This is a genomic window from Bradyrhizobium sp. KBS0727 (assembly GCF_005937885.2).
In the GTDB taxonomy this organism is placed as follows: Bacteria; Pseudomonadota; Alphaproteobacteria; order Rhizobiales; family Xanthobacteraceae; genus Bradyrhizobium.
In genome coordinates, this window is record NZ_CP042176.1 from 2,568,034 (window position 1) to 2,592,380 (window position 24,347).

At 64.8% G+C, this 24,347-nt stretch carries 17 protein-coding genes; 10 read left to right on the forward strand and 7 right to left on the reverse strand.

Annotated features, from left to right (window positions below; translation table 11 throughout):
• Positions 1 to 56: 56 nt before the first annotated feature.
• The 8 genes from ccmE (at position 57) to FFI89_RS11665 (ending at position 10,905) form a co-directional block, all read left to right on the forward strand.
• Entirely contained in the window at positions 57 to 545 is a 489-nt protein-coding gene (gene ccmE / locus FFI89_RS11630; RefSeq protein ID WP_138836618.1) for a cytochrome c maturation protein CcmE, read from the forward strand.
• Positions 542 to 2,524 (forward strand): heme lyase CcmF/NrfE family subunit, encoded by a 1,983-nt coding sequence (locus FFI89_RS11635; RefSeq protein ID WP_138836620.1) that lies wholly within the window; start codon positions 542 to 544, stop codon positions 2,522 to 2,524. The genes ccmE and FFI89_RS11635 overlap by 4 nt, the downstream gene beginning before the upstream one ends.
• 4 nt (positions 2,525 to 2,528) lie before the next feature.
• Positions 2,529 to 3,029 (forward strand): cytochrome c-type biogenesis protein, encoded by a 501-nt coding sequence (locus FFI89_RS11640; protein WP_138836622.1) that lies wholly within the window; start codon positions 2,529 to 2,531, stop codon positions 3,027 to 3,029.
• Between the two features lie 78 nt (positions 3,030 to 3,107).
• Positions 3,108 to 3,632, forward strand: coding sequence for a DUF1993 family protein (locus FFI89_RS11645; protein WP_138836624.1), 525 nt, complete (start codon positions 3,108 to 3,110; stop codon positions 3,630 to 3,632).
• A gap of 309 nt (positions 3,633 to 3,941) precedes the next feature.
• Positions 3,942 to 5,549, forward strand: coding sequence for a Do family serine endopeptidase (locus FFI89_RS11650; RefSeq protein ID WP_138836627.1), 1,608 nt, complete (start codon positions 3,942 to 3,944; stop codon positions 5,547 to 5,549).
• 274 nt (positions 5,550 to 5,823) lie between these two features.
• Positions 5,824 to 6,504, forward strand: coding sequence for a response regulator transcription factor (locus FFI89_RS11655; protein WP_138839166.1), 681 nt, complete (start codon positions 5,824 to 5,826; stop codon positions 6,502 to 6,504).
• Complete coding sequence (locus tag FFI89_RS11660) at positions 6,488 to 7,954, forward strand: ATP-binding protein (protein ID WP_138836629.1); 1,467 nt, start codon at positions 6,488 to 6,490, stop codon at positions 7,952 to 7,954. Before FFI89_RS11655 ends, FFI89_RS11660 begins: the two co-directional genes overlap by 17 nt.
• Positions 7,951 to 10,905, forward strand: coding sequence for a bifunctional [glutamine synthetase] adenylyltransferase/[glutamine synthetase]-adenylyl-L-tyrosine phosphorylase (locus FFI89_RS11665; protein ID WP_138836631.1), 2,955 nt, complete (start codon positions 7,951 to 7,953; stop codon positions 10,903 to 10,905). The genes FFI89_RS11660 and FFI89_RS11665 overlap by 4 nt, the downstream gene beginning before the upstream one ends.
• Before the next feature lie 168 nt (positions 10,906 to 11,073).
• Here FFI89_RS11665 and FFI89_RS11670 read toward each other — a convergent pair whose 3' ends face one another.
• Genes FFI89_RS11670 through FFI89_RS11690 form a run of 5 tightly spaced genes read right to left on the reverse strand, consistent with a single transcriptional unit; the run spans position 11,074 to position 17,064 of the window.
• Positions 11,074 to 11,289, reverse strand: a complete 216-nt coding sequence (locus FFI89_RS11670; protein WP_138836633.1) for a formate dehydrogenase subunit delta — start codon at positions 11,287 to 11,289, stop codon at positions 11,074 to 11,076.
• Positions 11,276 to 12,133, reverse strand: coding sequence for a formate dehydrogenase accessory sulfurtransferase FdhD (fdhD, locus tag FFI89_RS11675; RefSeq protein WP_138836635.1), 858 nt, complete (start codon positions 12,131 to 12,133; stop codon positions 11,276 to 11,278). Before fdhD ends, FFI89_RS11670 begins: the two co-directional genes overlap by 14 nt.
• Before the next feature lie 3 nt (positions 12,134 to 12,136).
• Entirely contained in the window at positions 12,137 to 15,025 is a 2,889-nt protein-coding gene (fdhF, locus tag FFI89_RS11680) for a formate dehydrogenase subunit alpha (protein WP_138836637.1), read from the reverse strand.
• Between the two features lie 9 nt (positions 15,026 to 15,034).
• Positions 15,035 to 16,591, reverse strand: coding sequence for an NADH-quinone oxidoreductase subunit NuoF (locus FFI89_RS11685; protein WP_138836639.1), 1,557 nt, complete (start codon positions 16,589 to 16,591; stop codon positions 15,035 to 15,037).
• Positions 16,588 to 17,064, reverse strand: a complete 477-nt coding sequence (locus tag FFI89_RS11690; RefSeq protein ID WP_168212866.1) for a formate dehydrogenase subunit gamma — start codon at positions 17,062 to 17,064, stop codon at positions 16,588 to 16,590. The genes FFI89_RS11685 and FFI89_RS11690 overlap by 4 nt, the downstream gene beginning before the upstream one ends.
• Positions 17,065 to 17,313: 249 nt before the next feature.
• Here FFI89_RS11690 and FFI89_RS11695 point away from each other — a divergent pair, with 249 nt between their 5' ends.
• Positions 17,314 to 18,204, forward strand: a complete 891-nt coding sequence (locus FFI89_RS11695; protein WP_138836642.1) for a LysR family transcriptional regulator — start codon at positions 17,314 to 17,316, stop codon at positions 18,202 to 18,204.
• A gap of 9 nt (positions 18,205 to 18,213) precedes the next feature.
• Here FFI89_RS11695 and FFI89_RS11700 read toward each other — a convergent pair whose 3' ends face one another.
• Entirely contained in the window at positions 18,214 to 20,511 is a 2,298-nt protein-coding gene (locus FFI89_RS11700) for a PAS domain-containing sensor histidine kinase (RefSeq protein ID WP_138836644.1), read from the reverse strand.
• Positions 20,512 to 20,712: 201 nt separating this feature from the next.
• A complete protein-coding gene (locus tag FFI89_RS11705; RefSeq protein WP_138836647.1) occupies positions 20,713 to 22,089 on the reverse strand; it encodes a cation-efflux pump in 1,377 nt (458 codons plus the stop codon).
• Between the two features lie 987 nt (positions 22,090 to 23,076).
• On the opposite strand from FFI89_RS11705, the gene FFI89_RS11710 reads away from it, so the two are divergent.
• Positions 23,077 to 24,036 carry an IS110 family transposase gene (locus tag FFI89_RS11710; protein ID WP_138831594.1) on the forward strand — a complete coding sequence of 320 codons (960 nt, stop codon included), beginning with the start codon at positions 23,077 to 23,079 and terminating at the stop codon, positions 24,034 to 24,036.
• Positions 24,037 to 24,347: the final 311 nt, after the last annotated feature.

A 24,347-nucleotide genomic window follows, 5' to 3' on the forward strand; every position in this document is an offset into this window, starting at 1 on the left:
GATATAGAGCTCGGTTCTGATTCAATCAGAACCGAGGATCAGGACAGAGGATATCGATGACGCGCAAGCAGCGGCGTTTGACCATGATCGGCGGTTCGCTCGCGGTGCTCGCGGTTGCGGCGGCGCTGGTGCTGAACGCGATGCGCGATTCCATCGTGTTCTTTTCCACGCCGACGATGGCAGCCGAGAAACATATTCCGCCCGGCAAGCGTTTCCGCCTCGGCGGACTGGTGCAGCCGGGATCGCTGGTGCGCGGCGACAATCTCGCGATCTCGTTTGCCGTCGCCGACGGCGACGCCACGCTGCCGGTTTCCTACAAGGGTATCCTGCCGGATTTGTTTCGCGAGGGGCAGGGCGTCGTCGCCGAAGGTGCGCTCGACGCATCGGGCGTCTTCAGGGCCGATACCGTATTGGCAAAACATGACGAGACCTACATGCCCAAGGACGTCGCCGACGCCCTGAAGAAGCAGGGGCACTGGAAGGACGATTACGGCGCCAAGCCGGGCGCTGCTGCCGCTGCGCCGACCCAGGGAGCCTCGCGGTGATCGCCGAAGCCGGACATTACGCGCTGGTGCTGGCCTTGGCGCTGGCGTTGATCCAGTCCACCGTGCCGATTGCCGGCGCGCGCTGGGGCGATGCCGCCCTGATGAACGTCGCGCGTTCCACCGCGCTTGCGCAATTGCTGTTCGCGGCGGCCTCGTTCGCGGCGCTGGTATGGCTTCACGTCACGTCGGATTTCTCCGTCGCCAACGTGTTCGAGAATTCGCATTCGTTGAAGCCGTTGATTTACAAGATCACCGGCGTCTGGGGCAATCACGAAGGCTCGATGCTGCTGTGGGTGTCGATCCTGGCGCTGTTCGGCGGCCTCGTCGCCGCCTTCGGCAACAATCTGCCGCTGTCGCTGCGCGCCTATGTGCTGGCGGTGCAGGCATGGATCGCCAGCGCGTTCTATCTGTTCATTCTGGTCACTTCGAACCCGTTCCTGCGCATCGCCAATCCCCCGATCGAGGGCCGCGACCTCAATCCGGTGCTGCAGGACATCGGCCTCGCCGTGCATCCGCCGATGCTCTATCTCGGCTATGTCGGGTTCTCGATTTCGTTTTCGTTCGCGATTGCCGCCTTGCTGGAGGGCCGGATCGATGCGGCCTGGGCGCGCTGGGTGCGGCCGTGGACGCTGGTGGCGTGGATATTTCTCACGCTCGGGATCGCGATGGGTTCGTACTGGGCCTACTACGAACTCGGCTGGGGCGGCTGGTGGTTCTGGGATCCGGTCGAGAACGCTTCGCTGATGCCATGGCTCGCCGGCACCGCGTTGCTGCATTCGGCGGTGGTGATGGAAAAGCGCAACGCGCTGAAGGTCTGGACCATCCTGCTGTCGATCCTGACGTTCTCGCTGTCGCTGCTCGGCACCTTCCTGGTGCGTTCGGGCGTGCTCACCTCGGTGCACGCGTTTGCGACCGATCCGGCACGCGGCGTTTTCATCCTGCTGATCCTCTGCCTGTTCATCGGCGGCGGCCTTTCGCTGTATGCCTGGCGCGCGTCGGCCCTGAAGCAGGGCGGGCTGTTCGCGCCGATCTCGCGTGAAGGCGCGCTGGTGCTCAACAACCTGTTCCTGACCACGGCCTGCGCCACCGTCTTCATCGGTACGCTGTACCCGCTGGCGCTGGAAGTTCTGACCGGCGACAAGATTTCGGTCGGCGCTCCCTTCTTCAACCTGACTTTTGCACCTTTGTTCGTGCCGCTGATGATCGCGGTGCCGTTCGGACCGTTATTGGCCTGGAAACGCGGCGACCTCATCGGTGCTGCGCAGCGGCTGATGGCCGCCGGCATCGCCGCGCTGATCGCAATGGCGGTGCTGTTTGCGTGGACCTATGGCGGCAGCACGTTCGCGCCGCTGGCGATCGGGTTGGCGGTGTGGGTCATTGCCGGCGCGCTGTGCGATCTTGCCGAGCGCACGGGATTGTTTCGCGTCGGCTTCGGGATTGCGATGCGGCGCGCGCGCGGTCTGCCGCGGTCGACCTGGGGCACGGCATTCGCGCATGCCGGCGTCGGCGTGGCGCTGATCGGGATCGTCTGCGAAACCACCTGGAACAGCGAATATATCGCCACCATGAAACCGGACGACGTCGCCAAAGTCGCCGGCTATGAGTTGAAGCTCGATGGGTTGACGCAGCGTCAGGGCCCGAATTTCCGCGAGATGATCGCGCAGTTCACCGTCAATCTCGACGGTGAGAGGCTCAGCGTCATGACGCCGTCGAAGCGCAGTTTCACCACGCGGGGATCCTCGACCACCGAAGCAGCATTGCTGACGCGCGGCGCCAGCCAGTTGTATATCTCGCTCGGCGACACCACGGCCGAGGGCGCGATCGCGGTGCGGATCTATCACAAGCCGATGGTGCTGCTGATCTGGTGGGGACCGGTGCTGATGGCGTTCGGCGGCATGCTGTCGCTGTCGGACCGACGCTTGCGCGTCGGCGCCCCGAAGCCCGCGAAGGCATCGCGCGCCCTGCAGCCAGCGGAGTGAACCCTTGAAGCAACTCCTCGCATGGGCATTTGTCGCCGCGGTGTTGATCGCGAGCCCGGCCGCGTTCGCCGTGCAGCCCGACGAGATCATGGGGGATCCGGCCAAGGAGGCGCGGGCGAGGGACCTGTCGCGCGAACTGCGCTGCATGGTGTGCCAGAATCAGTCGATCGACGATTCCGATGCGCCGCTGGCGCGCGACCTGCGGCTATTGGTGCGCGAGCGGATCGCGGCCGGCGACAGCGACAACCAGGTGATCGATTTTCTGGTGGCGCGCTACGGCGAGTTCGTGTTGCTGAAGCCGCGCGTCAATCAGCACACGCTGGTGCTGTGGCTGTTGCCGCCGTTGGCGCTCGCCGGCGGCGGGTTGGCGCTTTGGCTGCACAACCGGCGCCGCCAGAAATCCGCTGGCGCCGGAGATCCCGCCTTGCTTCATTTGACCGAGGAGGAAGAGGCCCGGATCGATCGTCTGATCGCGGCCGATTCCGCGCGGGACAAGCCGATCTAGCTCGCGGCGGCTTACAAGCGGACCGATTTTCGCTATGACATCGGGCTATCAAAAAAAGCATCACCGGGGGAATTGAACATGGCCTTTTCGCTCTACGACGCCACCGTGGCGAACTACCTTCAGATCCTGGGCGGTGTCAGCGGCGTTCTCGACCGCAGTCTCGCGCATTTTCGCGAAAAGAACGTCGATCCGGAATCGATCGTCGAGGCGCGGCTGGCGCCCGACATGCTGCCGTTTCGCTTTCAAATCATCTCGGTCGCGCAACATTCCCGCGGCGCCATCGAAGGCGTGCAGCAGGGCGTATTCAAGCCGCCGGCGTTCAAGACGCCGTATGATTATGCCGGGCTGCAGGGACTGGTGGCCGAGACCCAGAAAGCCTTGTCGGCCCTGACGCCGGAGGCGGTCAATGGGCTGGCTGGCCGTGACGTCATGTTCCATCTCGGCGAACGGCAATTGCCCTTCACGGCGGAGGGTTTTCTGATGTCGTTTTCGCTGCCCAATTTCTATTTCCACGCCGCCACCGCCTACGACATCCTGCGCACCAACGGCGTTCCCCTGGGCAAGCGGGATTTCATGGGCCGGCTGAACCTCAAGAAGGCCTGAGCGCGTTTTAGCCTCTTGCTCCGTCATGCCTAGGCATAGCGAGCGGAAGCGACGCCGTCCTTCGGACGGCTATGCCCGGCCATGACGGCGAGATCGGCCCAGAGGGCTCGTTTTGCCCTTAGAAAGCCGCTTTTCCGCCTGCGCTAAGCCATTGATTGCCTGCGCTAAACTGCCGCATCCGCAACCTCCTTCATTACAAAAGTTTAACTCCCTAGCCAGCGCGCGGTAAGGCGGCAAACCCCATCTTCACTCCTGTCAGGTGCCCGTGCCCCCCGCACCGTCGATTTCTGGATCTGGAGATTTCCAACAATGACCGAACGTCCCATCGATCTTTCCTCGCTTCCGTCCTATCAGGCGCCGCGGCGCACGCTGTTCTCGGCGCGCAAGTTCGCGCTGATGGCTTCCGTCGTCGCCGGCCTCGGCGCCGCCGTTTATGGCTTCTCGCCGTCACATGGTCCGGTGGATGTATTCACCACCGCAGCCCACGCGCAGGTCAACAATGAGGTGCGCAAGGTCGCGCAGCCGGTCGGCTTTGCCGATATCGTCGAGCGCGTGAAGCCGTCGGTGATTTCGGTCAAGGTCAACATCAACGAGAAGGTCGCGAGCAAGGACGACAGCGCCAACAAGGACGAGGACACGCCGTTCCAGCCGGGCTCGCCGATGGAGCGCTTCTTCCGCCGCTTCGGTGGACCGGATGGCTTGCCCCCGGGCCTGCGCGGTGGACCGGGTGGCGGCCGTGGTGGCCGTGGCGCCGTGACCGGCCAGGGTTCCGGCTTCTTCATCTCGGCTGACGGCTATGCCGTGACCAACAATCACGTGGTCGATGGCGCCGACAAGGTCGAGGTCACGACCGACGAAGGCAAGACCTATACTGCGAAGGTGATCGGCACCGATCCCCGCACCGACGTCGCGCTGATCAAGGTCGAGGGCGGCTCGAACTTCCCGTTCGCGAAACTTTCCGACACCAAGCCGCGGATCGGCGACTGGGTGCTCGCGGTCGGCAACCCGTTCGGCCTCGGCGGTACAGTGACGGCCGGCATCGTCTCGGCGTCGGGCCGCGACATCGGCAACGGTCCCTATGACGACTTCATCCAGATCGACGCGCCCGTGAACAAGGGCAACTCGGGTGGTCCGGCGTTCGACGTGTCGGGCGAGGTGATGGGCGTCAACACCGCGATCTATTCGCCGTCCGGCGGTAGCGTCGGCATCGCGTTCTCGATTCCCGCATCGACGGTGAAGAGCGTGATCGCCCAGCTCAAGGACAAGGGCACGGTCAGCCGCGGCTGGATCGGCGTCCAGATCCAGCCAGTGACGGCCGATATCGCCGACAGCCTCGGCCTGAAGAAGGCGGAAGGTGCGCTGGTGGCGGAACCGCAGGCCAACGGCCCGGCGGCCAAGGCCGGCATCGAATCCGGTGATGTCATCACCAGCGTCAACGGCGAGCCGGTCAAGGATGCCCGCGAACTCGCCCGCACCATTGGCGGCCTCGCGCCCGGCAATGCCGTCAAGCTCAACGTCGTGCACAAGGGCCAGGACAAGGTCATCAACCTGACGCTCGGCCAGTTGCCGAACACCGTCGAGGCCAAGGCCGACCTCGGCAAGGACGACGGTGGCAGCGTGACCAAGGGCGCCGACGTGCCGAAGCTCGGCATGACGGTGGCCCCCGCCAACAGCGTCGCCGGCGCCGGCAAGGATGGCGTCGTGGTGACCGAGGTCGACCCGAAGAGTGCGGCCGCTGAACGCGGCTTCAAGGAAGGCGACGTGATTCTCGAAGTTGCCGGCAAGAGCGTCACCAATGCCGGTGACGTCCGTGAGGCGATCAACGCCGCGCGCGCCGACAACAAGAACAGCGTGCTCATGCGCGTGAAGAGCGGCGGTTCGTCGCGGTTCGTGGCAGTGCCGCTCGCCAAGGGTTAAATACGAGATGGAAGGTTTCGCCGGCATTGTCGCCCCCGCCGACGGCTCCTTCCTGGGAGCGGGCGAAAAGCTCGCTCCCACTGGTTACCTTTCGATGGAATACGCCCCCCTCCGTCGGAAGGGCCTAAGGGCGGTGGAGTCCCCCAGCTCCGCCGCCCACTTTTTTCACTTATTTTTTTCACTTAATCGAGAGCGTTCCGGGTCGCCTTGCATCGCTGGGCTGCCCGCGCCATGGTGAGAGAAAGTCCATCCCGTGACCGCAACCGCCCCCGAAATGCGCCTGTTGATCATCGAAGACGACCGCGAGTCCGCCGACTATCTGGTCAAGGCGTTCCGTGAGGTCGGTCATGTCGCCGATCTCGCCAGCGACGGTGAGGAGGGCTTGTCGATGGCCGACGGCGGCGACTACGACGTGCTGGTGGTGGACCGGATGCTGCCCAAGCGCGACGGCCTGTCCGTCATCGGTACCCTACGCGACAAGGGCAACCACACGCCGGTCCTGATTCTGTCCGCGCTCGGCCAGGTCGACGACCGCATCAAGGGCCTGCGCGCCGGTGGCGACGATTATCTGCCAAAACCCTATTCATTCGCCGAACTGCTGGCCCGCGTCGAGGTGCTGTCGCGTCGTCACGGCGGTCCGGCCGAAGAGACCACCTATCGGGTCGGCGATCTCGAACTCGACCGGCTTTCCCACCGCGTGGCGCGCGGCAAGGACGAGCTGACGCTGCAGCCCCGCGAATTCCGTCTGCTCGAATATTTGATGAAGCATGCCGGGCAGGTGGTGACGCGCACCATGCTGCTGGAAAACGTCTGGGATTATCACTTCGATCCGCAGACCAACGTCATCGACGTCCATATCTCACGGTTGCGCTCCAAGATCGACAAGGGCTTTGAACGGCCCTTGCTGCACACGATTCGCGGCGCCGGATACATGATCCGTGACGGCATTCGGTAAGCTGATCCGCACCACGGCGTTCCGGCTGACGCTGGCCTATCTGTTTCTGTTCGCGCTGTTTGCCGCGTCGCTGCTCGGCTATTTTGCCTGGAACACGCGAAGGCTGATCACCGAGCAGATCACTACCACGGTGAACGGCGAAATCGCCGAGATCAACAACATCTACACGCGCCGCGGTCTGCGCGGCCTTGACTCCACCATCCGCAACCGCGCGCTGCGGCCCGGCGCCAATCTCTATCTCGTCACCACGCCGACCGGGACCGCGCTCGGCGGCAACGTTGCGTCGCTGGCCCCGGGCGTGATGGGCTCATCGGGCTGGTCGGAGACCGCCTACCGCCGGCTCGACGATCAAGACAATGGCGACCACCGCGCACTGGTCTACGTCACCCAGCTCGACAACGGATTCCGCCTTCTGGTCGGGCGCGATCTCGAAGAGCGACGGCGGCTGTTCGGGATCGTCGCCCATGCCGCGCAATGGTCGCTGCTGGTCGTCATCGTGCTCGGCATCGGCGGCGGCATCTTCGTGGCGCGGCGGGTGCTGCAGCGGATCGACGCCATGACCGGTACCGCCCAGCGCATCATGGCCGGCGATCTCTCCGACCGGCTGCCGGTCGGGCGCAGCGGCGACGAACTCGATCGGCTGGCGGAAAACCTCAACGCCATGCTGGAGCGGATCGAGGCCCTGATGGTGGGCCTGAAGGAGGTCTCCGACAACATCGCCCACGATCTGAAGACGCCGCTGACGCGCCTGCGCAACCGCGCCGAGGAAGCCCTGGCGAGCTCGGGCAGCGAGGCCGAGTATCGCGCGGCGCTGGAACGGACCATCGAGGAATCCGACGGCCTGATCCGCACCTTCAACGCGCTGTTGATGATCGCGCGGGCCGAGTCCGGACAGGCCCGTGGCAACATGGACGATTTCGACGCCGCCGACGTCGCCAACGGTATCCAGGAACTCTACGAGCCGCTGGCCGAGGACGACGGCATGTCCTTGCGGGTCAAGACCGCGCCTGTGCGGCTGCACGGCAACCGCGAGCTGATCGGGCAGGCGCTGGCCAACCTGGTCGAGAACGCGATCAAGTACGGCAAGCCGTCGCCGGTGGTGCAGCCGCTGGACGCTGCGGCCGCGGCACGCAGCCGGGAGATCCTGATCGAGGCGCGGCGCGAGGGCGATTCCGTTCTGCTCAGCGTCAGCGATCATGGACCTGGAATTCCGGAAGGCGATCGCAAGCACGCGGTGGAACGATTTGTGCGGCTGGAAGCCAGCCGGACGCAGCCTGGCTCCGGCCTCGGCCTCAGCCTGGCGTCGGCGGTGGCGACGCTGCATGGCGGTGAACTCAGGCTCGGCGATTCGCATCCCGGCTTGATCGCGACGCTGGTCATTCCGGCATTATCTGCCTCAAGCGACAGGCTTGCGGCTCAAACGCAGGATGTGCCACAGAAGGTGGCATGAATTCATCCGCGCCGGGCAACGCGGAAGGACATCGGTTAGCCGCGCGATTCGTGTGCGGGCCGCATGTCGCTGCCGCCAGCAATGCCGAACAACGCCTGGGAGACTGGCTCGCCGAACTCGAGCCGGCGCAGTCGGCCGCGATCGATGCGTGGCTGGACCATCCGCATGCGAAGCGCATCCTGCTCGGGATCGCGGAATTCTCCCCCTATCTGTTCGACCTGATCCGCGCTGACGCCGCGCGCCTGATCCGCGTGCTGGCATGCGACCCGGAGTCGCACCTCACGTCCCTGATCGAGAACACCTCGCGCGAGATGCTGGCAGCCAGCGGCGAGACCGACGTCATGCATCTACTTCGCCGGATGAAGGCGGAAGCAGCCCTCATGATCGCGCTGTGCGACATCGGCGGGGTCTGGCCGGTGATGCGGGTGACGGCGGCGCTGACCGATCTGGCGGTGAACTCCGTGCAGACGGCACTGCGCTTCCTGCTGCGCCAGGAGGTCGGGCGCGGCCGGATGACGGCAGCAAACCTCGATCGGCCCGAGGAAGGCAGTGGCCTGATCGTGCTCGCGATGGGCAAGATGGGCGCGGGCGAGCTGAACTATTCCAGCGATATCGACCTGATCGTGTTTTTCGATCCCGCCGCGACGTCGCTGGTTCCGGATATCGAACCGGCGCCGTTCTTCGTGCGCGTGACTCAGGCGATGGCACGGCTGCTGCAGCAACGCTCGGGCGACGGCTATGTGTTCCGGGTCGATCTGCGCCTGCGGCCCGATCCGGCTTCGACACAAGTGGCAATGTCGACCGAGGCGGCGTTGCATTATTACGAGCGGGAAGGGCGCACCTGGGAACGCGCCGCAATGATCAAGGCGCGGCCCTGTGCCGGCGATTCCAGAGCCGGCGAGACGCTGATGTCGGAACTGGCCCCGTTCGTCTGGCGCAAGCATCTGGATTTTGCGGCGCTCGCCGATGTTCACGACATGAAGCGGCAGATGCAGACCTATCGCGGCCAGAGCGAGATCGCGGTCGAGGGCCATAACGTCAAGGTCGGCCGTGGCGGCATCCGCGAGATCGAGTTTTTCGCGCAGACCCAGCAACTGATCGCCGGCGGCCGGCACGCGGAATTGCGGGTGCGGCCGACGCTGCTGGCATTGAACGTGCTGGCGAACAGCAACTGGATCACCTTCCAGGCATGCGACGAATTGACGGCGGCCTACGACTTCCTGCGCCGGGTCGAACATCGCCTGCAAATGATCGCGGACGAGCAGACCCATGCGCTGCCCGACGATGCCGAGGCGGTGGAACGCTTCGCGCACTTCTTCGGCTATGAGAGCCGCGCCGCCTTTGCCAGGGATTTGCTCGTCCATCTCAACATCGTGCAGGGGCATTACAGCAAGCTGTTCGAGGGTGATCCGACCGGCTCGGCAAAACTGCCGGAGGTCGATTACAGCGGTGGTCCCGACGATCCGCGGCTGCTCGCGCATCTGGCCACGATCGGCTTCAAGAAGCCGATCATGGTGGCCAAAACCGTCCAGCAATGGATGGCGGGCGATTATCGCGTGTTGCGCAACGAGGCCACCAAGAGCGCGTTCATCGAGTTCTTGCCGGACCTGATCGATGGCCTTGCCGATGCCGAGGATCCCGACGATGCCGTGACCTCATTCGATCGTTTCCTCGGCGCCCTGCAACGCGGCGGACGGCTGATCTCGCTGTTGAGCCAGAACAAGGATCTGGTGGCGCTGGTGGCGCTGATTTTGGGGACCGCGCCCCGGCTCGGCGACATGCTGGCGCGCCAGCCGCAGATCATGGACGGGCTGATCGACCCGCGGTTCTTCGGCGCGATGCCGGACCAGAAGGAATTGTCGGCGCGGCTGGCCGCGACCCTGAAGGACGCGGATTCCTACGAAGACTTTCTCGATCGCCTGCGGCTGTTCGGGCAGGAGAGCCTGTTCCTGATCGGCACCCGCATCCTGTCCGGCACCGTGTCCGCCCAGCAGGCCAGCGTCGCCTTTGCCGACGTCGCCGAGGGCATCGTCCACACCGTGCATGGCCTGGTTACCGACCGCTTCGCGGCCCAACATGGCCGGATCAAGGGGCAGGAGACCGCGATCCTCGCGATGGGCCGGCTCGGCAGCCGCGAGATGACGGCGTCCTCCGATCTCGATTTGATCCTGCTCTATGATTTCGACGAGGAGAATCCCGATTCCGACGGCGAACGATCGCTGCATGGCGCGCAGTATTTTGCCCGGTTTACCCAGCGGCTGATCTCGGCCTTCACGACGCGCACCAATTACGGCGCGCTCTATGACGTCGACATGCGGCTGCGGCCGTCGGGCCGCGCCGGGCCGGTGGCCTCACGGATCGATTCCTTTGCCGACTATCAGGAGCGCGAGGCCTGGACCTGGGAGCACATGGCGCTGACGCGGGCGCGGGTGATCTCGTCGTCGCCGGCCTTTCGCAGGAAGATCGAGAGCATCATTCGCGGTGTGCTGACCCGGCCGCGCGATGCCGCGAGCACGGCCGGCGACGTCGCCGACATGCGCCGGGCGATCGCGCTGGAGAAGGGCGAGGACGACGTCTGGGATTTGAAACTGGCCGCCGGCGGTCTCGTCGATATCGATTTCATCGCGCAGTACCTGCAGCTCGTTCATGCCGCGACGAAACCCGAAATCCTCAGCGTGTCGACGCTGCAGGTGCTCGACAACGCCGCGCGCCTCGGCGTGCTGCCGCAATCGGAGGCCGAGATCCTCCGCTCGGCGACGCGGCTCTATCACGACCTGACGCAGATCCTGCGGCTGTGCGTCACCGAAAAATTCAACCCGGAAACCGCGGGTGAAAACCTGCAGCGCGTGATGGCGCGCGCCGGCGACACCCCGGATTTCTCGACGCTGGAAGCGCGGGTGCGGGAAACCCAGGCCGAGGTGCGGCGGGTGTTTTTGGAAATTGTTGGTTGAGCGTGTAGCGAGTAGGGTGGGTTAGCCGCAGGCGTAACCCACCATCGTAACCGCGGGCCGAAACCTCTCGACGTCATTGCGAGGAGCGCATGCGACGAAGCAATCCATTCTTGCGTGTTGTGGCGCGATGGATTGCTTCGCTTCGCTCGCAATGACGGGGGTGGGTCCCTACGCCTGCTTCAGCGTCTCCAGCGCATCCCGCACGTTGGGATCGAGCCCGGCGCCGCCGCTGTCGAGATGCGCAAAGATCTGCTTGCGCATCCGTGGGTCCCAGAATTTCCTGATGTGTTCGGCGATACCCGGCACCGCCTTGCCGTGGCCCTGGCTCCGGAAGAATTGTCCGATCTGGTTGGCCATGTAGATCAATCGGTCAGGCGACGACATGAACTGCTCCGGTAGCGCCGGTTTTGAGCTTGGGCGCGTTTTCCTCGTTCCCCGTGATCCGCTCCGGGTGCGTGAAGATTTCAAAGCCATCTGCGCGCGCGATGGCGGCGAGCGTGATCCCGGCGGCTTCCGCCATCCGGACCGCCAGCGCCGTCGGCGCCGACACCGCGACCAGCAGCGGTGCGCCGATCGCGGCGGTCTTCTGCACCATCTCCACCGAGACCCGGCTGGTCAGCAGCACCATGCCTTCGCTGGTCACAACCTTGTCCTGCGCCAGCGCGCCGGCGAGCTTGTCGAGCGCGTTGTGGCGGCCGACGTCCTCGCGCAGCGCGACGATGCCGCGCGCCGGTGTCCAGAACGCGGCGGCATGCACCGCGCGGGTTTCGATGTTGATCGCCTGCAACGGCGCGATGCCGGCCATCGCGGTCATGATCTCGCGGGGCGAAAATGAGCGGCCTCCGGTAACCACCGCCGCAGGCCGAACCGCTTCGGCTATGGAATCGATGCCGCAGATGCCGCAACCGGTGGGGCCGGCGATATGCCGCCGTCGCTCGCTGATGCGTTCGGCCCGCGGCGGCGCCAGCCACATCCGCAGTTCGATGCCGTCATCGAGTTCGACGATATCGAGAGAGTCGATCTCGTCCGGGGACTGCACGATGCCTTCGCTGAGGCTGAAGCCGATCGCAAAATCCCGCAGGTTCTGCGGTGTGCCCATCATCACGGCGTAGGTGCCGCCGTTACAGGTCAGCGCCAGCGCCGTCTCCTCCGGGATCAGGCGGGCGCCTTCGCTAAAACCGCCGTCGCGCCAGATCTGCCGTTCAGCGATGTGAACCGGGCCGGGCATCCGTTACTCCGCGGCTTCCGCCGGTGCGATCCGGCGGGAGTGGCGGGCCTGCTCGTCATAGGCCTTCTGCCAATCGGACGGTCCGTTGGAGGGTGAGATCTCCACCGCGGTCACCTTGTATTCCGGACAGTTGGTCGCCCAGTCGGAATACTCCGTGGTGATGACATTGGCCTGCGTGTCCGGGTGGTGGAACGTGGTGTAGACCACGCCCGGCGCGACCCGGTCGGTGATCTCCGCACGCAGTGTAGTCTCGCCGGCACGGCTCTTGAGCCGCACCCAGTCGCCGTCGCGCACGCCGCGCTGCTCGGCATCGTGGGGATGGATTTCGAGCCGGTCCTCGGCATGCCAGACAACGTTCTCGGTGCGGCGGGTCTGCGCGCCGACATTGTACTGGCTGAGGATGCGCCCCGTCGTCAGCAGCAGCGGGTACCGTGGCCCGGTGCGCTCGTCGGTCGGGATATATTCGGTGATGACGAACTTGCCCTTGCCGCGGACGAAGCCTCCGATATGCATGATGGGCGTGCCTTCCGGGGCCTTCTCGTTGCAGGGCCATTGCACCGAGCCGAGTTCATCCAGCCGCCCGTAGGACACGCCGGCAAAGGTCGGCGTCAGCGCCGCGATTTCGTCCATGATCTGCGACGGGTGATCGTAGGACATGTCGTAGCCCATCGCCTTGGCAAGGCCGATAGTGACTTCCCAGTCGGCGAGGCCGTTGCGCGGGGTCATCACCTTGCGGACGCGCTGGATGCGGCGTTCGGCATTGGTGAAGGTGCCGTCCTTTTCCAGGAAGGTCGAACCCGGCAGGAAGACGTGGGCGTAGTTCGCGGTTTCGTTGAGGAAGAGGTCGTGGACGATGACGCATTCCATTGACGACAGCGCCGCCACCACATGCTTGGTGTTGGGATCGGACTGCAGGATATCCTCGCCCTGCACATAGAGCCCCATGAAGGTGCCTTCGATCGCGGCGTCGAACATGTTGGGAATGCGCAGGCCCGGCTCCGGGTTGAGTTTCACGTTCCACATCGCCTCGAACTGGTCGCGCACCGCATCGCCCGAGATATGGCGATAGCCGGGCAGTTCGTGTGGGAACGAGCCCATATCGCAGGAGCCCTGGACGTTGTTCTGGCCGCGCAGCGGGTTCACGCCGACGCCGGGACGGCCGATATTGCCGGTCGCCATCGCGAGGTTGGCGATGGCGATCACGGTGGTGGAGCCCTGGCTGTGCTCGGTGACGCCGAGCCCGTAATAGATCGCGCCGTTGCCGCCGGTCGCGAACAGCCGTGCGGCTTCGCGCATGTCCTTCGGATCGACGCCGGTCATGATCGCGGTAGCTTCGGGGCTGTTGTTCTCCTGGGCGACGAAGGCCGCCCATTCCTCGAACTCGCTCCAGTCGCAGCGCTCGCGCACGAAGGCTTCATCCACCAAACCTTCGGTGACGATGACATGGGCCAGCGCCGTTAGCACGGCAACGTTGGTGCCGGGCATCAGCGGCAGGTGCAGCGCCCTGACGTGCGGCGACTCCACCATCTCGGTGCGGCGGGGATCAAGCACGATCAGCTTGGCACCTTGGCGCAGCCGCTTCTTCAACCGCGAGGCGAACACCGGATGGGCGGACGCCGGATTGGCGCCGATGATCATCACGACGTCGGTATGCTCGACCGAGTCGAAATCCTGCGTGCCGGCAGAGGTGCCGAACGTGGTCGACAGGCCGTAGCCGGTCGGCGAATGGCAGACGCGGGCGCAGGTGTCGACGTTGTTGTTGCCGAAGCCGCCGCGGATCAGCTTTTGCACCAGATAGGTTTCTTCATTGGTGCAGCGGGACGAGGTGATGCCGCCGACGGCGTCGCGGCCGTACTTGGCCTGAATGCCTTTGAACTTGGCGGCGGCGAAGTTGAACGCTTCGTCCCACGGGACTTCGCGCCAGGGATCGGCGATGTCTTCGCGGATCATCGGCTTGAGAATGCGCTCCTTGTGGGTGGTGTAGCCCCACGCGAAGCGGCCTTTGACGCAGGAGTGGCCGCGGTTGGCCTTGCCGTCCTTGTACGGCACCATGCGCACGACTTCCTCGCCGCGCATCTCCGCCTTGAAGGTGCAGCCGACGCCGCAATAGGCACAGGTCGTCACCGCCGAATGTTCGGGCTGACCGATCTCGATCACGGATTTTTCGGTCAGGGTCGCGGTCGGGCAGGCCTGCACGCAGGCGCCGCAGGACACGCATTCGGAACCGAGAAAACTCTCGCTCATGCCGGGCGAGACGCGGCTGTCGAAGCCGCGGCCGGAAATGGTCAGCGCGAAGGTGCCTTGCACTTCCTCGCAGGCGCGGACGCAGCGCGAGCAGACAATGCATTTCGAGGGATCATAGGTGAAGTAGGGATTGGATTCGTCCTTCGGCATCCAGTTGTCGTTGCTGCAGCCATCGGCCTTGTTATTGAAGGTCTTGGCGAACACATGGTTCTCGCCCTCGTAGCCGTAACGCACGTCGCGCAGGCCGACGGCGCCGGCCATGTCCTGCAACTCGCAGTCGCCATTGGCTGCGCAAGTCAGGCAATCCAGCGGATGGTCGGAGATGTACAACTCCATCACGCCCTTGCGCAGCTTCTTCAGCCGTTCGGTCTGGGTGTGGACTACGAGGCCGCTCATGGCCGGCGTGGTGCAAGAGGCCGGCGTGCCAGCGCGGCCCTCGATCTCGATCAGGCACAGCCGGCAGGAGCCGAACGCATCAACCATGTCGGTGGCGCAGAGTTTCGGGATTTGCGTGCCGGCTTCCATCGCCGCGCGCATGATCGAGGTGCCCTCCGGCACGGTGATGCTCTGGCCGTCGATGGTGAGCGTCACCATCGCCTCGGACTTGGAGCGCGGGGTTCCGAAATCGGTTTCCTGGATCAGCGACATGGCGATCTCCTATTCCGCGGCCTGAAGTTTGGTAGGGGCCGGGCCAAAATCTTCCCGGAAGTGTTTCAGCGCGCTCGAGACGGGGTAGGGCGTGAAGCCGCCGAGTGCGCAGAGCGAACCGAATTTCATGGTGTTGCAGAGGTCTTCGACCACGGCGATGTTCTCAGCGACGCGTTCGCCGCGGCGGATCTTGTCGATAGTCTCGACGCCGCGGGTCGAACCGATCCGGCATGGTGTGCACTTGCCGCAGGATTCGACGGCGCAGAATTCCATCGCAAAGCGGGCTTGTTTGGCCATGTCGACGCTGTCGTCGAACACGACGATGCCGCCATGGCCGATCAGCCCGTCACGCGCGGCGAAGGCTTCATAGTCGAACGGCGTGTCGAACAGCGCACGGGGGAAATAGGCACCGAGCGGACCGCCGACCTGAACCGCGCGGACCTCGCGGCCGGTAAAGGTGCCGCCGCCGATATCGTCGATCAGTTCGCCGAGCGTGATACCGAAAGCCGTTTCGAACAGGCCGCCATATCTGATATTACCGGCGAGCTGGATCGGCATCGTGCCGCGTGAACGGCCCATGCCGAAATTAGCGTAGGCCTTGGCGCCGCCGGCGAGGATGAAGGGGATCGCCGCGAACGACAGCACGTTGTTGATCACGGTCGGCCGGCCGAACAGGCCCTTGTGCGCCGGCAGCGGCGGCTTGGCGCGGACGATGCCGCGGCGGCCTTCGAGGCTTTCCAAGAGCGAGGTCTCTTCGCCACAGACATAGGCGCCGGCGCCGACCCGGACTTCGAGATCGAAATGATGGCCGGAGCCGCCGATTTTCGCGCCGAGATAGCCGGCGCGCGTGGCTGCCGCGATCGCGGCGTTCATGGCGGTCACCGCATGGGGATATTCCGAGCGGATATAGATGTAACCCTTGGTGGCGCCGACGGTGATCCCGGCAATCGTCATGCCTTCGATCACGACGAAGGGATCGCCTTCCATGATCATGCGATCCGCAAAGGTGCCGCTGTCGCCTTCGTCGGCGTTGCAGACGATGTATTTGCGGTCGGCGCTGGCCTGCGCCACGGTGTTCCACTTGATGCCGGTGGGGAACCCGGCACCGCCGCGACCGCGCAATCCGGATGCGGTGACGTCGGTGAGGATCTCGCCCGGGGTCAGCCGCAGTGCTCGTTCCAAGCCCTTGTAGCCGTCATGGGCGCGGTAGTCCTCGACCGACCGGGGGTCGATCACGCCGCAGCGGGCGAAGGTCAGCCGGGTCTGGCGCTTGAGCCAGGGAATCTCGTCGGTGATACCCAGCCGCAGCGCGTGCGGGCCGTCGGCGGCCATGGCGTCGAGCACGGACAGCGCCTCAGCCGGGGTCACGGGGCCGAACGCGATCCGACCCTTGGGGGTGGCGACCTCGACCATCGGCTCCAGCCAATAGAGCCCGCGCGACCCGGTCCGGACGATCTCGACGGCGATGCCGCGCTTGCCCGCGGCCTGTTCCAGCGCGAGTGCCACTTCATCGGCGCCGACAGCAACCGCGCCGGCATCACGGGAAACGAAGAGACGCATCGTCATCGCTGCGCCTCCGCAACCAGCGCGTCGATCCGCGCTTCGTCGAGCCGTCCGATGACGCGGCCGTCCAGCATCGCCGACGGCGCGGTGGCGCAGAGGCCGAGGCAATAGATCGGTTCCAGCGTGACGCGCGCATCGGCGGTGGTATTGCCTAGGGAAATGCCGAGCTTGCTCTCCGCGCGCGCTGCAAGCGCATCGCCGCCGGCGGCCTGGCAGGCCTCGGCGCGGCAAAGTTTCAGCACATGGCGGCCGGCGGGCTGGTGACGGAAGTCGTGATAGAACGTGAACACGCCATGGACCTCGGCGCGTGACAAATTAAGTGCGGCGGCGATCATGGGAATGGCGGGCTGCGGGATGTAACCGAAGGCTTCCTGCAGCGCGTGCAGGATCACCAGCGTGGCCCCTTCGAGGTGATCGTGTTCGGCGATGATCTCGGCGCCGCGCGCCTCGTTCCAGGGTTCGTAGGCCGGTGTCATCCGCATTCTCGCTGAGAGGGTTATGGCCCGCGGATCAGAATTGGAATTGCTCCGGATATCAATAAAGCTGTCTCATGCTGCGATACGGAAACCCGATCAATTGGCTGTCGAAATCGAGCGATATGAAATCGCAATGATGACGAAACCGCGTGTTTGGACCGCGGCTTTGGCGTAGGGTCGGCGCGGCAGCCGTGCTATTTGTGACAGCGGAACAGCCGGATTCATGTTTAACTTTTTGGGGCTCACTTCTTGATCGACAAGCTTGAACTTCTGCTGGCGCTGGCAAAGGAGCGGCACTTCGGACGGGCTGCCGAGGCCTGCGGCGTCACCCAGCCGACGATGTCGACCAGCCTCAAGCAGCTCGAGGAAATCCTCGGCGTCATGCTGGTGCAGCGCGGCTCGCGCTTTCAGGGCTTTACGCCGGAAGGCGAACGCACGCTCGACTGGGCGCGGCGGATCGTCGGCGATGCCCGCGCGATGCGGCAGGAGATCAACGGCCTCAAGGACAAGCTCTCCGGCGAGATCAGGCTCGCCGCGATCCCGACCGTGCTCGGCATGGTGGCGTCGCTGACGACGCCGTTCCGCGCCAAGCATCCCGATGTGCAGTTTCAAATCCAGTCCTGCACCTCGGCCGACGTGCTGGGGTTGTTGGAAAATCTCGAGGTCGATGCCGGGCTGACCTATATCGAGAACGAGCCGATCGGCAAGGTTCGCACCATTCCGCTCTATAACGAAAGCTACCGCCTGCTGACGGCGCCCGATGCGATGTTCGGCGATCGCAAGCAGGTGACCTGGAAGGAGGTCGGGCAGGTGCCGCTGTGCCTGCTGACGCCGGACATGCAGAACCGCCGCATCATCGACCGCGCGCTGAAGTCGGTGGGCGCGGAAGCCGTTCCGACGCTGACGTCGAACTCGCTGCTGGTGCTCTACACCCACGTCAAGACCGGGCGCTGGGCCAGCGTGATGCCGGCGAAGCTCGCCGAGACGCTCGGACTTGCGGACGCCGTCCGCAGCATTCCGATCGTCGATCCCGTGGTCAATTACAGCATCGGCCTCGTGATCCCGCAGCGCGACCCGATGACGCCGTTGATCGCTGCATTGGTGCAGGTCGCGCGCGAGGTCGCGCCGACGCTGGAGTAAGCCGCCGGATCAGGCCGCCGCCGACAGCTTCGCCGCTTGCGGATCGCGCGGCAGGGTGACGCGCACGATGGTGCCGGTGCCGAGCTTGGAGCGCAGCTGCATATTTCCGCCATGCAGATTGGTCAGCGACCGGGCGATCGCAAGCCCCAATCCCGAGCCCTGATAGGTCTTGGTGAGCTGGCTCTCGACCTGTTCGAACGGCTTGCCCAGCCGCCGCAGCGATTCCGGCGCGATGCCGATGCCGGTGTCGGCGATGACAAGCACGATGGAGTCGGGCAGCACCCGGCTGCGGACGGTGACGCGGCCGTCGTCGGGGGTGAACTTCACCGCGTTCGACAAGAGGTTGACGAAGATCTGCTTGACCGCGCGGCGGTCGGCGACCAGCGAGATCGTGCTTTCGACCTCGGCGTCGAGCGTCAGATGCTTGTCCTCGGCGCGGCCGGAGACCACCCGCAGCGACTCCGCCACGATCTTCGACAGATCGAGCTGCTCCATGTCGAGCTTCATGCGGCCGGCCTCGATCTTCGACATGTCGAGGATGTCGTTGATGACCTCGAGCAGGTATTTTCCCGACGTCAGGATGTCGTGGCAGTACTCCTGATACTTGTCGGAGCCGAGTACGCCGAACATGCCGCTGCCCATGATCTCGGAGAAGCCGATGATGGCGTTGAGCGGGGTGCGCAGTTCGTGGCTCATATTGGCGAGGAATTTCGACTTGGCCTGGTTGGCTTCCTCGGCGCGGTTCTTCTCCTGCGAATATTTCTCGGCAAGATCGGCAAGCTCGGCCTGAGATTTCTTCAGGTCGAGCACGTTGGCGCGCAGCCGGCCGTCGTTTTCGATCAGCTTCTGTTCGTGTTCCTTGATGCGGGTGATGTCGGTGCCGACCGAGACGTAGCCGCCGTCCTTGGTGCGGCGTTCCGAGATGTGCAGCCAGCTGCCGTCGTCGAGCTGCGCCTCGAAGGTGCGCGCGCCGGGCGCCTGGGCGCCGGTCTCGTGCAGCCGGGTGCGGACTTCCGGCATACTGCCGACCTCGATCACGGTCTCGTAGGACGTGCCGGGGGTCACCGCCGAGTCCGGCAGCTTGTGCAGGCGCTGGAAATGCGAGTTGCAGAGCACCAGGCGGTCGTCCGCGTCCCATAGCACGAAGGCTTCCGGGATGGTCTCGATGGCGTCGCGCAGCCGCAGATCAGCTTCCACGGTCTTTTCGGCGAGGCTCTTCTGCTCGGTGATGTCGACGGCGATGCCGATCAAATGCAGTCCGCCGTCGGCCGCGGCCTGGCTGAGTTCGCAGCGGACGCGCAGCCAGATCCAGTGGCCGCCGGTGTGCTGCATGCGAAACGTCTGGTCGATGTGGTCGAGCTTGCCGGAGATCAGCTGATCGGCGATGTCGAACAGGTTGATGTCGTCGGATTTCACCAGCGCGTTGACTTCGCCGAAGGTGAGCAGGTCGTGGCGGGAGTCCAGCCCCAGCATGGTGAACATCGACTGCGACCAGAAGATCCTTCCGCGCGAGAGGTCCCAGTCCCACAGGCCGCAGCGGCCGCGGTTGAGCGCGGTGTCGATCCGGCCGCGCACGGCGTCGTTGATCAGGTCGCCCTCGCGGGCGCGGGTCGATTGCCAGTGGAAGGCGAAGCCGAGGATCAGCACGACGAATCCCGTGGTCGCGGACAGCGTGACCGAGAGCGCGGCATCGGATCCCCAGAGCGGATCGACACTCTCCTGGATGACGATGACCTGGCCGGGCAGTTGCTTGACCAGCTTTGAGATCGCCATGGCGCCGTTGCCGTTCGGCAGCGTCATGTCGTTGACGACGCCTTGCTGGCCGGGCGCGGCCAGCAACTGCGCCGTGCTGATGACGTCGAGCACGCGGTCGCTGCCGCCCATGCCGGCTTCGGCGGGAACGCGGGCCAGCACGCGGTGATCGGCGCCGGTGATGATGACGTGACGGCCGGCGGCGACCGCCCAGGCGGGGATGAGATCGGGCAACAGGGCTTGCAGCCGCTCGATGTTGGCGGGGCGGTCCTGCCGGATGGAGGCGAGGTGATCGAGGCGTTCGGCCAAGAGGTCGGTGAGGGCGGCGATGTCGCGCTTCATCGCGGCGCGTTTCTGCCGGCTCTGGTCGATGACCTGCACGAAGGCGCCGAGGCAGATGGTGATCAGGAAGGCGATGATCAGGGTGGGCACGGCGCGGCGCAATGCCGGCTCCGCGGTGAGCAGCCTGTGATAGGCCGGCTTCGCGATCGATTGCGCCAATCCCTTGATCGAGTCGGATTGGACACACGCGTTCGCCGCATGCGCACGCGCCATGCTGTAGACCCCCACCATATGTGTTTTTTAACACCGTCCGGAAGCACCCCACGTCGCTTCCGAATCACAGTGATTTGAATCCAGTTTTCCGGAGCTGTCGAGAGTCAACGATTCGTTAATTTGAAATAAATCTTGTCCAAAGCGAAATAGGGATTCCAAAAGTGAGTCCGAAACGGGAACGCTCCGCAGGACTACGTAAGACTACGTGCGCGGCGGCTCGGCGTGGCTGATGACGCGCTTGATGGAGGGGAAGGCGCGGCGCAGCGCGCGCTCGATCTCGTCGACGCTCTCGTGCACCTTGATGACGCTCATCGACGGCGCGGCGCGGCAGTGGAAGTTGACGATTTCGCCGGCGTCGGTGTCGCGGACCCGCACGTTATGGATGTCGTGGATGGCCCCATTGGCGGCAAAGCGCGTCAGCGCGGCCTTGACGGCCTCGACCCGCGCCGGCTGCGCGTCGGTGCCGTGCGGCAATTCCGGCTCCAGCGGCTCGATATGGGTGTCGACCTCGACATCCTCGCCAAATTCGTCGCGGATGCTGCGCTCCAGGTCATGGGCGATGTCGTGCGCCGCCAGAAGCTCCATCTCGCCGTCGACCTCGAGGTCGATCGAGACCGTCAGCCGGCCGCCGACGTCGTGCACGGTGACATGGTGGATGGCGAGGCCGGAATTGCGCGCGATCACCATGATGCGCTCGCGCACGCTCTCATTGTCGCGGGCGACCGGCACCGCCGTGAAGGTCAGGTCGGCGTCGCCGAGCGCGCTGGAGACGGCTGCCTGCGCGTTGCGCTTGATCGCCTCGACGCGGTCGATCGGGGTGGTGCGCGGCACCTTGACGATGGCGTCGATGAAATGGGTGGGGCCGACCATGCGGACCCGCAAACGTTCCACATCGACCACGCCCGGCACCGCGCGGATCGCGGCGGTGGCTTTTTCCGAGACGCCGTCCGGCGCGCGGTCGAGCAGGGTCTCGACGGTGGAGCGCGCCAGCCGCAGGCCGAGGATCGAAATCATCACGGCAACGCCGATCGCGGCCGCCGCATCGCCCCACCAGTAACCGAGGCCCGAGAGCGCGAGCCCGATGATGACGGCGAACGACCCGAACACGTCGGAGGCGAAATGCAGCGCGTCGGCGGCGAGCGCCTGGCTTTTGGTCGCGCGCGCCGCGCGGTGCAGCGCCCAGGCCCGCCAGAAATTCACTGATATGTCGGCCACCAGCACGACGAACGGGATCGCCGACAGCACCGGCGGCGGCGTTCCCTCATGCAGCCGGCCCCAGGCCGCCACCAGGATGCCGCCGGCCAGCACATAGAGCATCGCGATGACGCCGAGCGCCGACAGGCTCTCGATCTTGCCATGGCCATAATGGTGCTCGTCGTCGGCGGGCTTGTCGGACACCCGCACCACCAGCCAGGTGATGACGGTCGCCACCAGGTCGACGGACGAGTGCAGGGCCTCCGAGATCAGCGCCAGCGAGCCGATTGCGATGCCGACCACGAATTTTGCGGCGGCCATGCCGGCGCTGGCAAAAATCGAGATCGCGGCGACGGAGGTTTTGGTGGAATGCGTGCTGCTCATGCGCGGCGGTGTAGCAGGGCGATGTGCAAGATCAAAGCGCGGATAAATGTCGCAATCGCCACTCATTCGCAGGAGCGGTGTGTTGCGAATTGTTCTGAATTTAAACAGCGGCTGCATTGGGTAAAACACCATCATTGCGAGCGAAGCGACTTGTCCGCCGAAGCTCCGCGAGCGAAGGCGGAAGCAATCCATTTTTGGCGCCGTCATTCCGGGGCGATGCGCAGCATCGAACCTCAGATGCGCAATTGCGCATCTGAGGTCTGGTCCTTCGGACCATCCCGGAATGACAAATGATAGATACAGTTCTTCATCCTCGCGGCATGTTCCGCCTGAGCCTTGCAAATTCATTCGCCCAAATAAGAGGGCGCAGGGAATGCCGGGGCGCACGCTGCACCCGCGGTCTCGCGTGCAAAGGGTAGAAAGTGACGCACACGAGCATACAGGTCAGCGGAAACACTCCGACATTCCCTGCGCAATGGTTTTACGGCTTATGCCGTGCTCACCCCGGCGACGAATTCTGTTTTTGTCACCGTCGCTGGCGGATTAAGGCTGATCGAACCGGTTGGCTCGACTTCGCCTCCGCCAGCTTGACATCAGCAACGGATGCCAGGCCCACACGGTTTTGCCGTACGCGACACATCTGGTTTCGCCTCAACGACTCCACCAGGCACTACGCCGGTCGTCCGCACGCTGTGTCCGCTCACGAGCAAAGCCCGCCCTGCGACCACCACACGCGCCCGACGCTGCCGCGTCCACCGCAACCTGCCCCTCGTCGTGACGACGGCCGACGCCCCTTGTGTCCGCGAAATCTGCCAGAATGTGCGAACGGGCGGTTCTCGCAAAACCGCCCGTCGCTGGAACTGAGCCCGTGACGCCCCAAAGGCGGCAGAGCCTGAGATCAGAGCAAGGGACAGCTCCGGTGGTCTTCCTCAACCCGAATAGTTGCAAGGGCTTCGAGCCCGAACCGAGCAAGGAAGGGAGTAGAAGATGGCACAAAACGATCTCGTTGTCGTCGGTATTGACGTGGCCAAAGACAAGGTGGATGCCTGCATTCGCAGATTCACGTTGCGGCAAACGTTCCCGAACACCGCACAAGGTCATCGCAAGCTGGTTGCCTGGCTGAGAAGATACCAAGTGGGCAAGGCGGTGATGGAGGCAAGCGGCGGCTACGAGCTGGAATGGCGCAACGTGCTGCACAAAGCCGGCATCGAGGTGCGGATCGTCGATCCCAGGCGGGTCCGCAGCTTTGCGCAGTCGGCCGGACGCTTGGCGAAGAACGATCCGATCGACGCGGAGATGATCGCCTGGTTTGCCGAGACGTTCAGCCAGGCGCCGGGCCAGACCCCTGATGCCGCGCGTGAGGAACTCGCGGCGCTGGCGAAAGCGCGCACGGCCCTGGTCGACGTCAAGATCCGCCTGCAGGCTCAGGACGAGCATGCGGCCCCAGAACCGGCCCGGAAGGCTTATGCGCGTGTCTTGAAGAACCTCGCCGCCGAAATGGACAAGCTCGAGGCCGCAATCTCTGCCAAGGTCAAGGCCACACCGGAGTTTGCCGAGCGTGCCGAGATCATCGAGAGTGTTCCGGGCCTCGCGCACGTGACGTCCGCGATCCTCATTGCAGGAATGCCCGAGCTCGGACAGGTCAGCGACGAGGTCGCCGCCGCCCTGATCGGCGTTGCCCCTTACGACGATGATAGCGGCAAGCGGCGCGGCGAGCGCTACATCAAGGGCGGGCGCCGCTGGGTGCGAAACGCATTCTACATGCCCTGTCTCGGCGCAGCTACGCAGTGTAACCCGGTGCTCAAGGCCTTCTATCAGCGTCTGCTTGCCAAGGGAAAGGAGCCCAAGGTTGCGCTCGTCGCCTGCATGCGCAAGCTGATCATCATTCTCAACACGATGCTCGCACGCCGCCAGAAATGGAATCCCGGCCGTCACGCCACGGGTTGACTGCGCTCGGTCTCCGACCGTGCGCATGGAAAGCCAACAGACCGACGAGCGGGCGGGGTCAAGGCCGTAGCCGCCGAAGGCGGGGGCGCGTCAGCGCCAGCCTTGAGGCCGCCCGATCGCCGGGCTACTTCTCAGCATGGTTGCTCTGAGCGGGACAGGATGGCGGGAGTTGTAAGCGTGATTTGGGGTGCGGACGAAGCGGAATATTTTTGCAGGAGGGGACTGGACGGGTGGAATCGCGTTGATTTGGTTGAGGAAACTAAGCGGAGCGCGCAGGGCGGTTGTTCGGAGGTTTGACCGGTGTGGAGGCC

What these genes read in the sequence shown, in the direction of transcription:
- FFI89_RS11705 (WP_138836647.1), bottom strand. Translation starts at nt 22,089, where the DNA reads ATGAGCAGCACGCATTCCACCAAAACCTCCGTCGCCGCGATCTCGATT.
- fdhD (WP_138836635.1), bottom strand. Translation starts at nt 12,133, where the DNA reads ATGCCCGGCCCGGTTCACATCGCTGAACGGCAGATCTGGCGCGACGGC.
- FFI89_RS11645 (WP_138836624.1), top strand. Translation starts at nt 3,108, where the DNA reads ATGGCCTTTTCGCTCTACGACGCCACCGTGGCGAACTACCTTCAGATC.
- ccmE (WP_138836618.1), top strand. Translation starts at nt 57, where the DNA reads ATGACGCGCAAGCAGCGGCGTTTGACCATGATCGGCGGTTCGCTCGCG.
- FFI89_RS11650 (WP_138836627.1), top strand. Translation starts at nt 3,942, where the DNA reads ATGACCGAACGTCCCATCGATCTTTCCTCGCTTCCGTCCTATCAGGCG.
- FFI89_RS11655 (WP_138839166.1), top strand. Translation starts at nt 5,824, where the DNA reads ATGCGCCTGTTGATCATCGAAGACGACCGCGAGTCCGCCGACTATCTG.
- FFI89_RS11670 (WP_138836633.1), bottom strand. Translation starts at nt 11,289, where the DNA reads ATGTCGTCGCCTGACCGATTGATCTACATGGCCAACCAGATCGGACAA.
- FFI89_RS11690 (WP_168212866.1), bottom strand. Translation starts at nt 17,064, where the DNA reads ATGACACCGGCCTACGAACCCTGGAACGAGGCGCGCGGCGCCGAGATC.
- FFI89_RS11685 (WP_138836639.1), bottom strand. Translation starts at nt 16,591, where the DNA reads ATGACGATGCGTCTCTTCGTTTCCCGTGATGCCGGCGCGGTTGCTGTC.
- FFI89_RS11710 (WP_138831594.1), top strand. Translation starts at nt 23,077, where the DNA reads ATGGCACAAAACGATCTCGTTGTCGTCGGTATTGACGTGGCCAAAGAC.
- fdhF (WP_138836637.1), bottom strand. Translation starts at nt 15,025, where the DNA reads ATGTCGCTGATCCAGGAAACCGATTTCGGAACCCCGCGCTCCAAGTCC.
- FFI89_RS11665 (WP_138836631.1), top strand. Translation starts at nt 7,951, where the DNA reads ATGAATTCATCCGCGCCGGGCAACGCGGAAGGACATCGGTTAGCCGCG.
- FFI89_RS11700 (WP_138836644.1), bottom strand. Translation starts at nt 20,511, where the DNA reads ATGGCGCGTGCGCATGCGGCGAACGCGTGTGTCCAATCCGACTCGATC.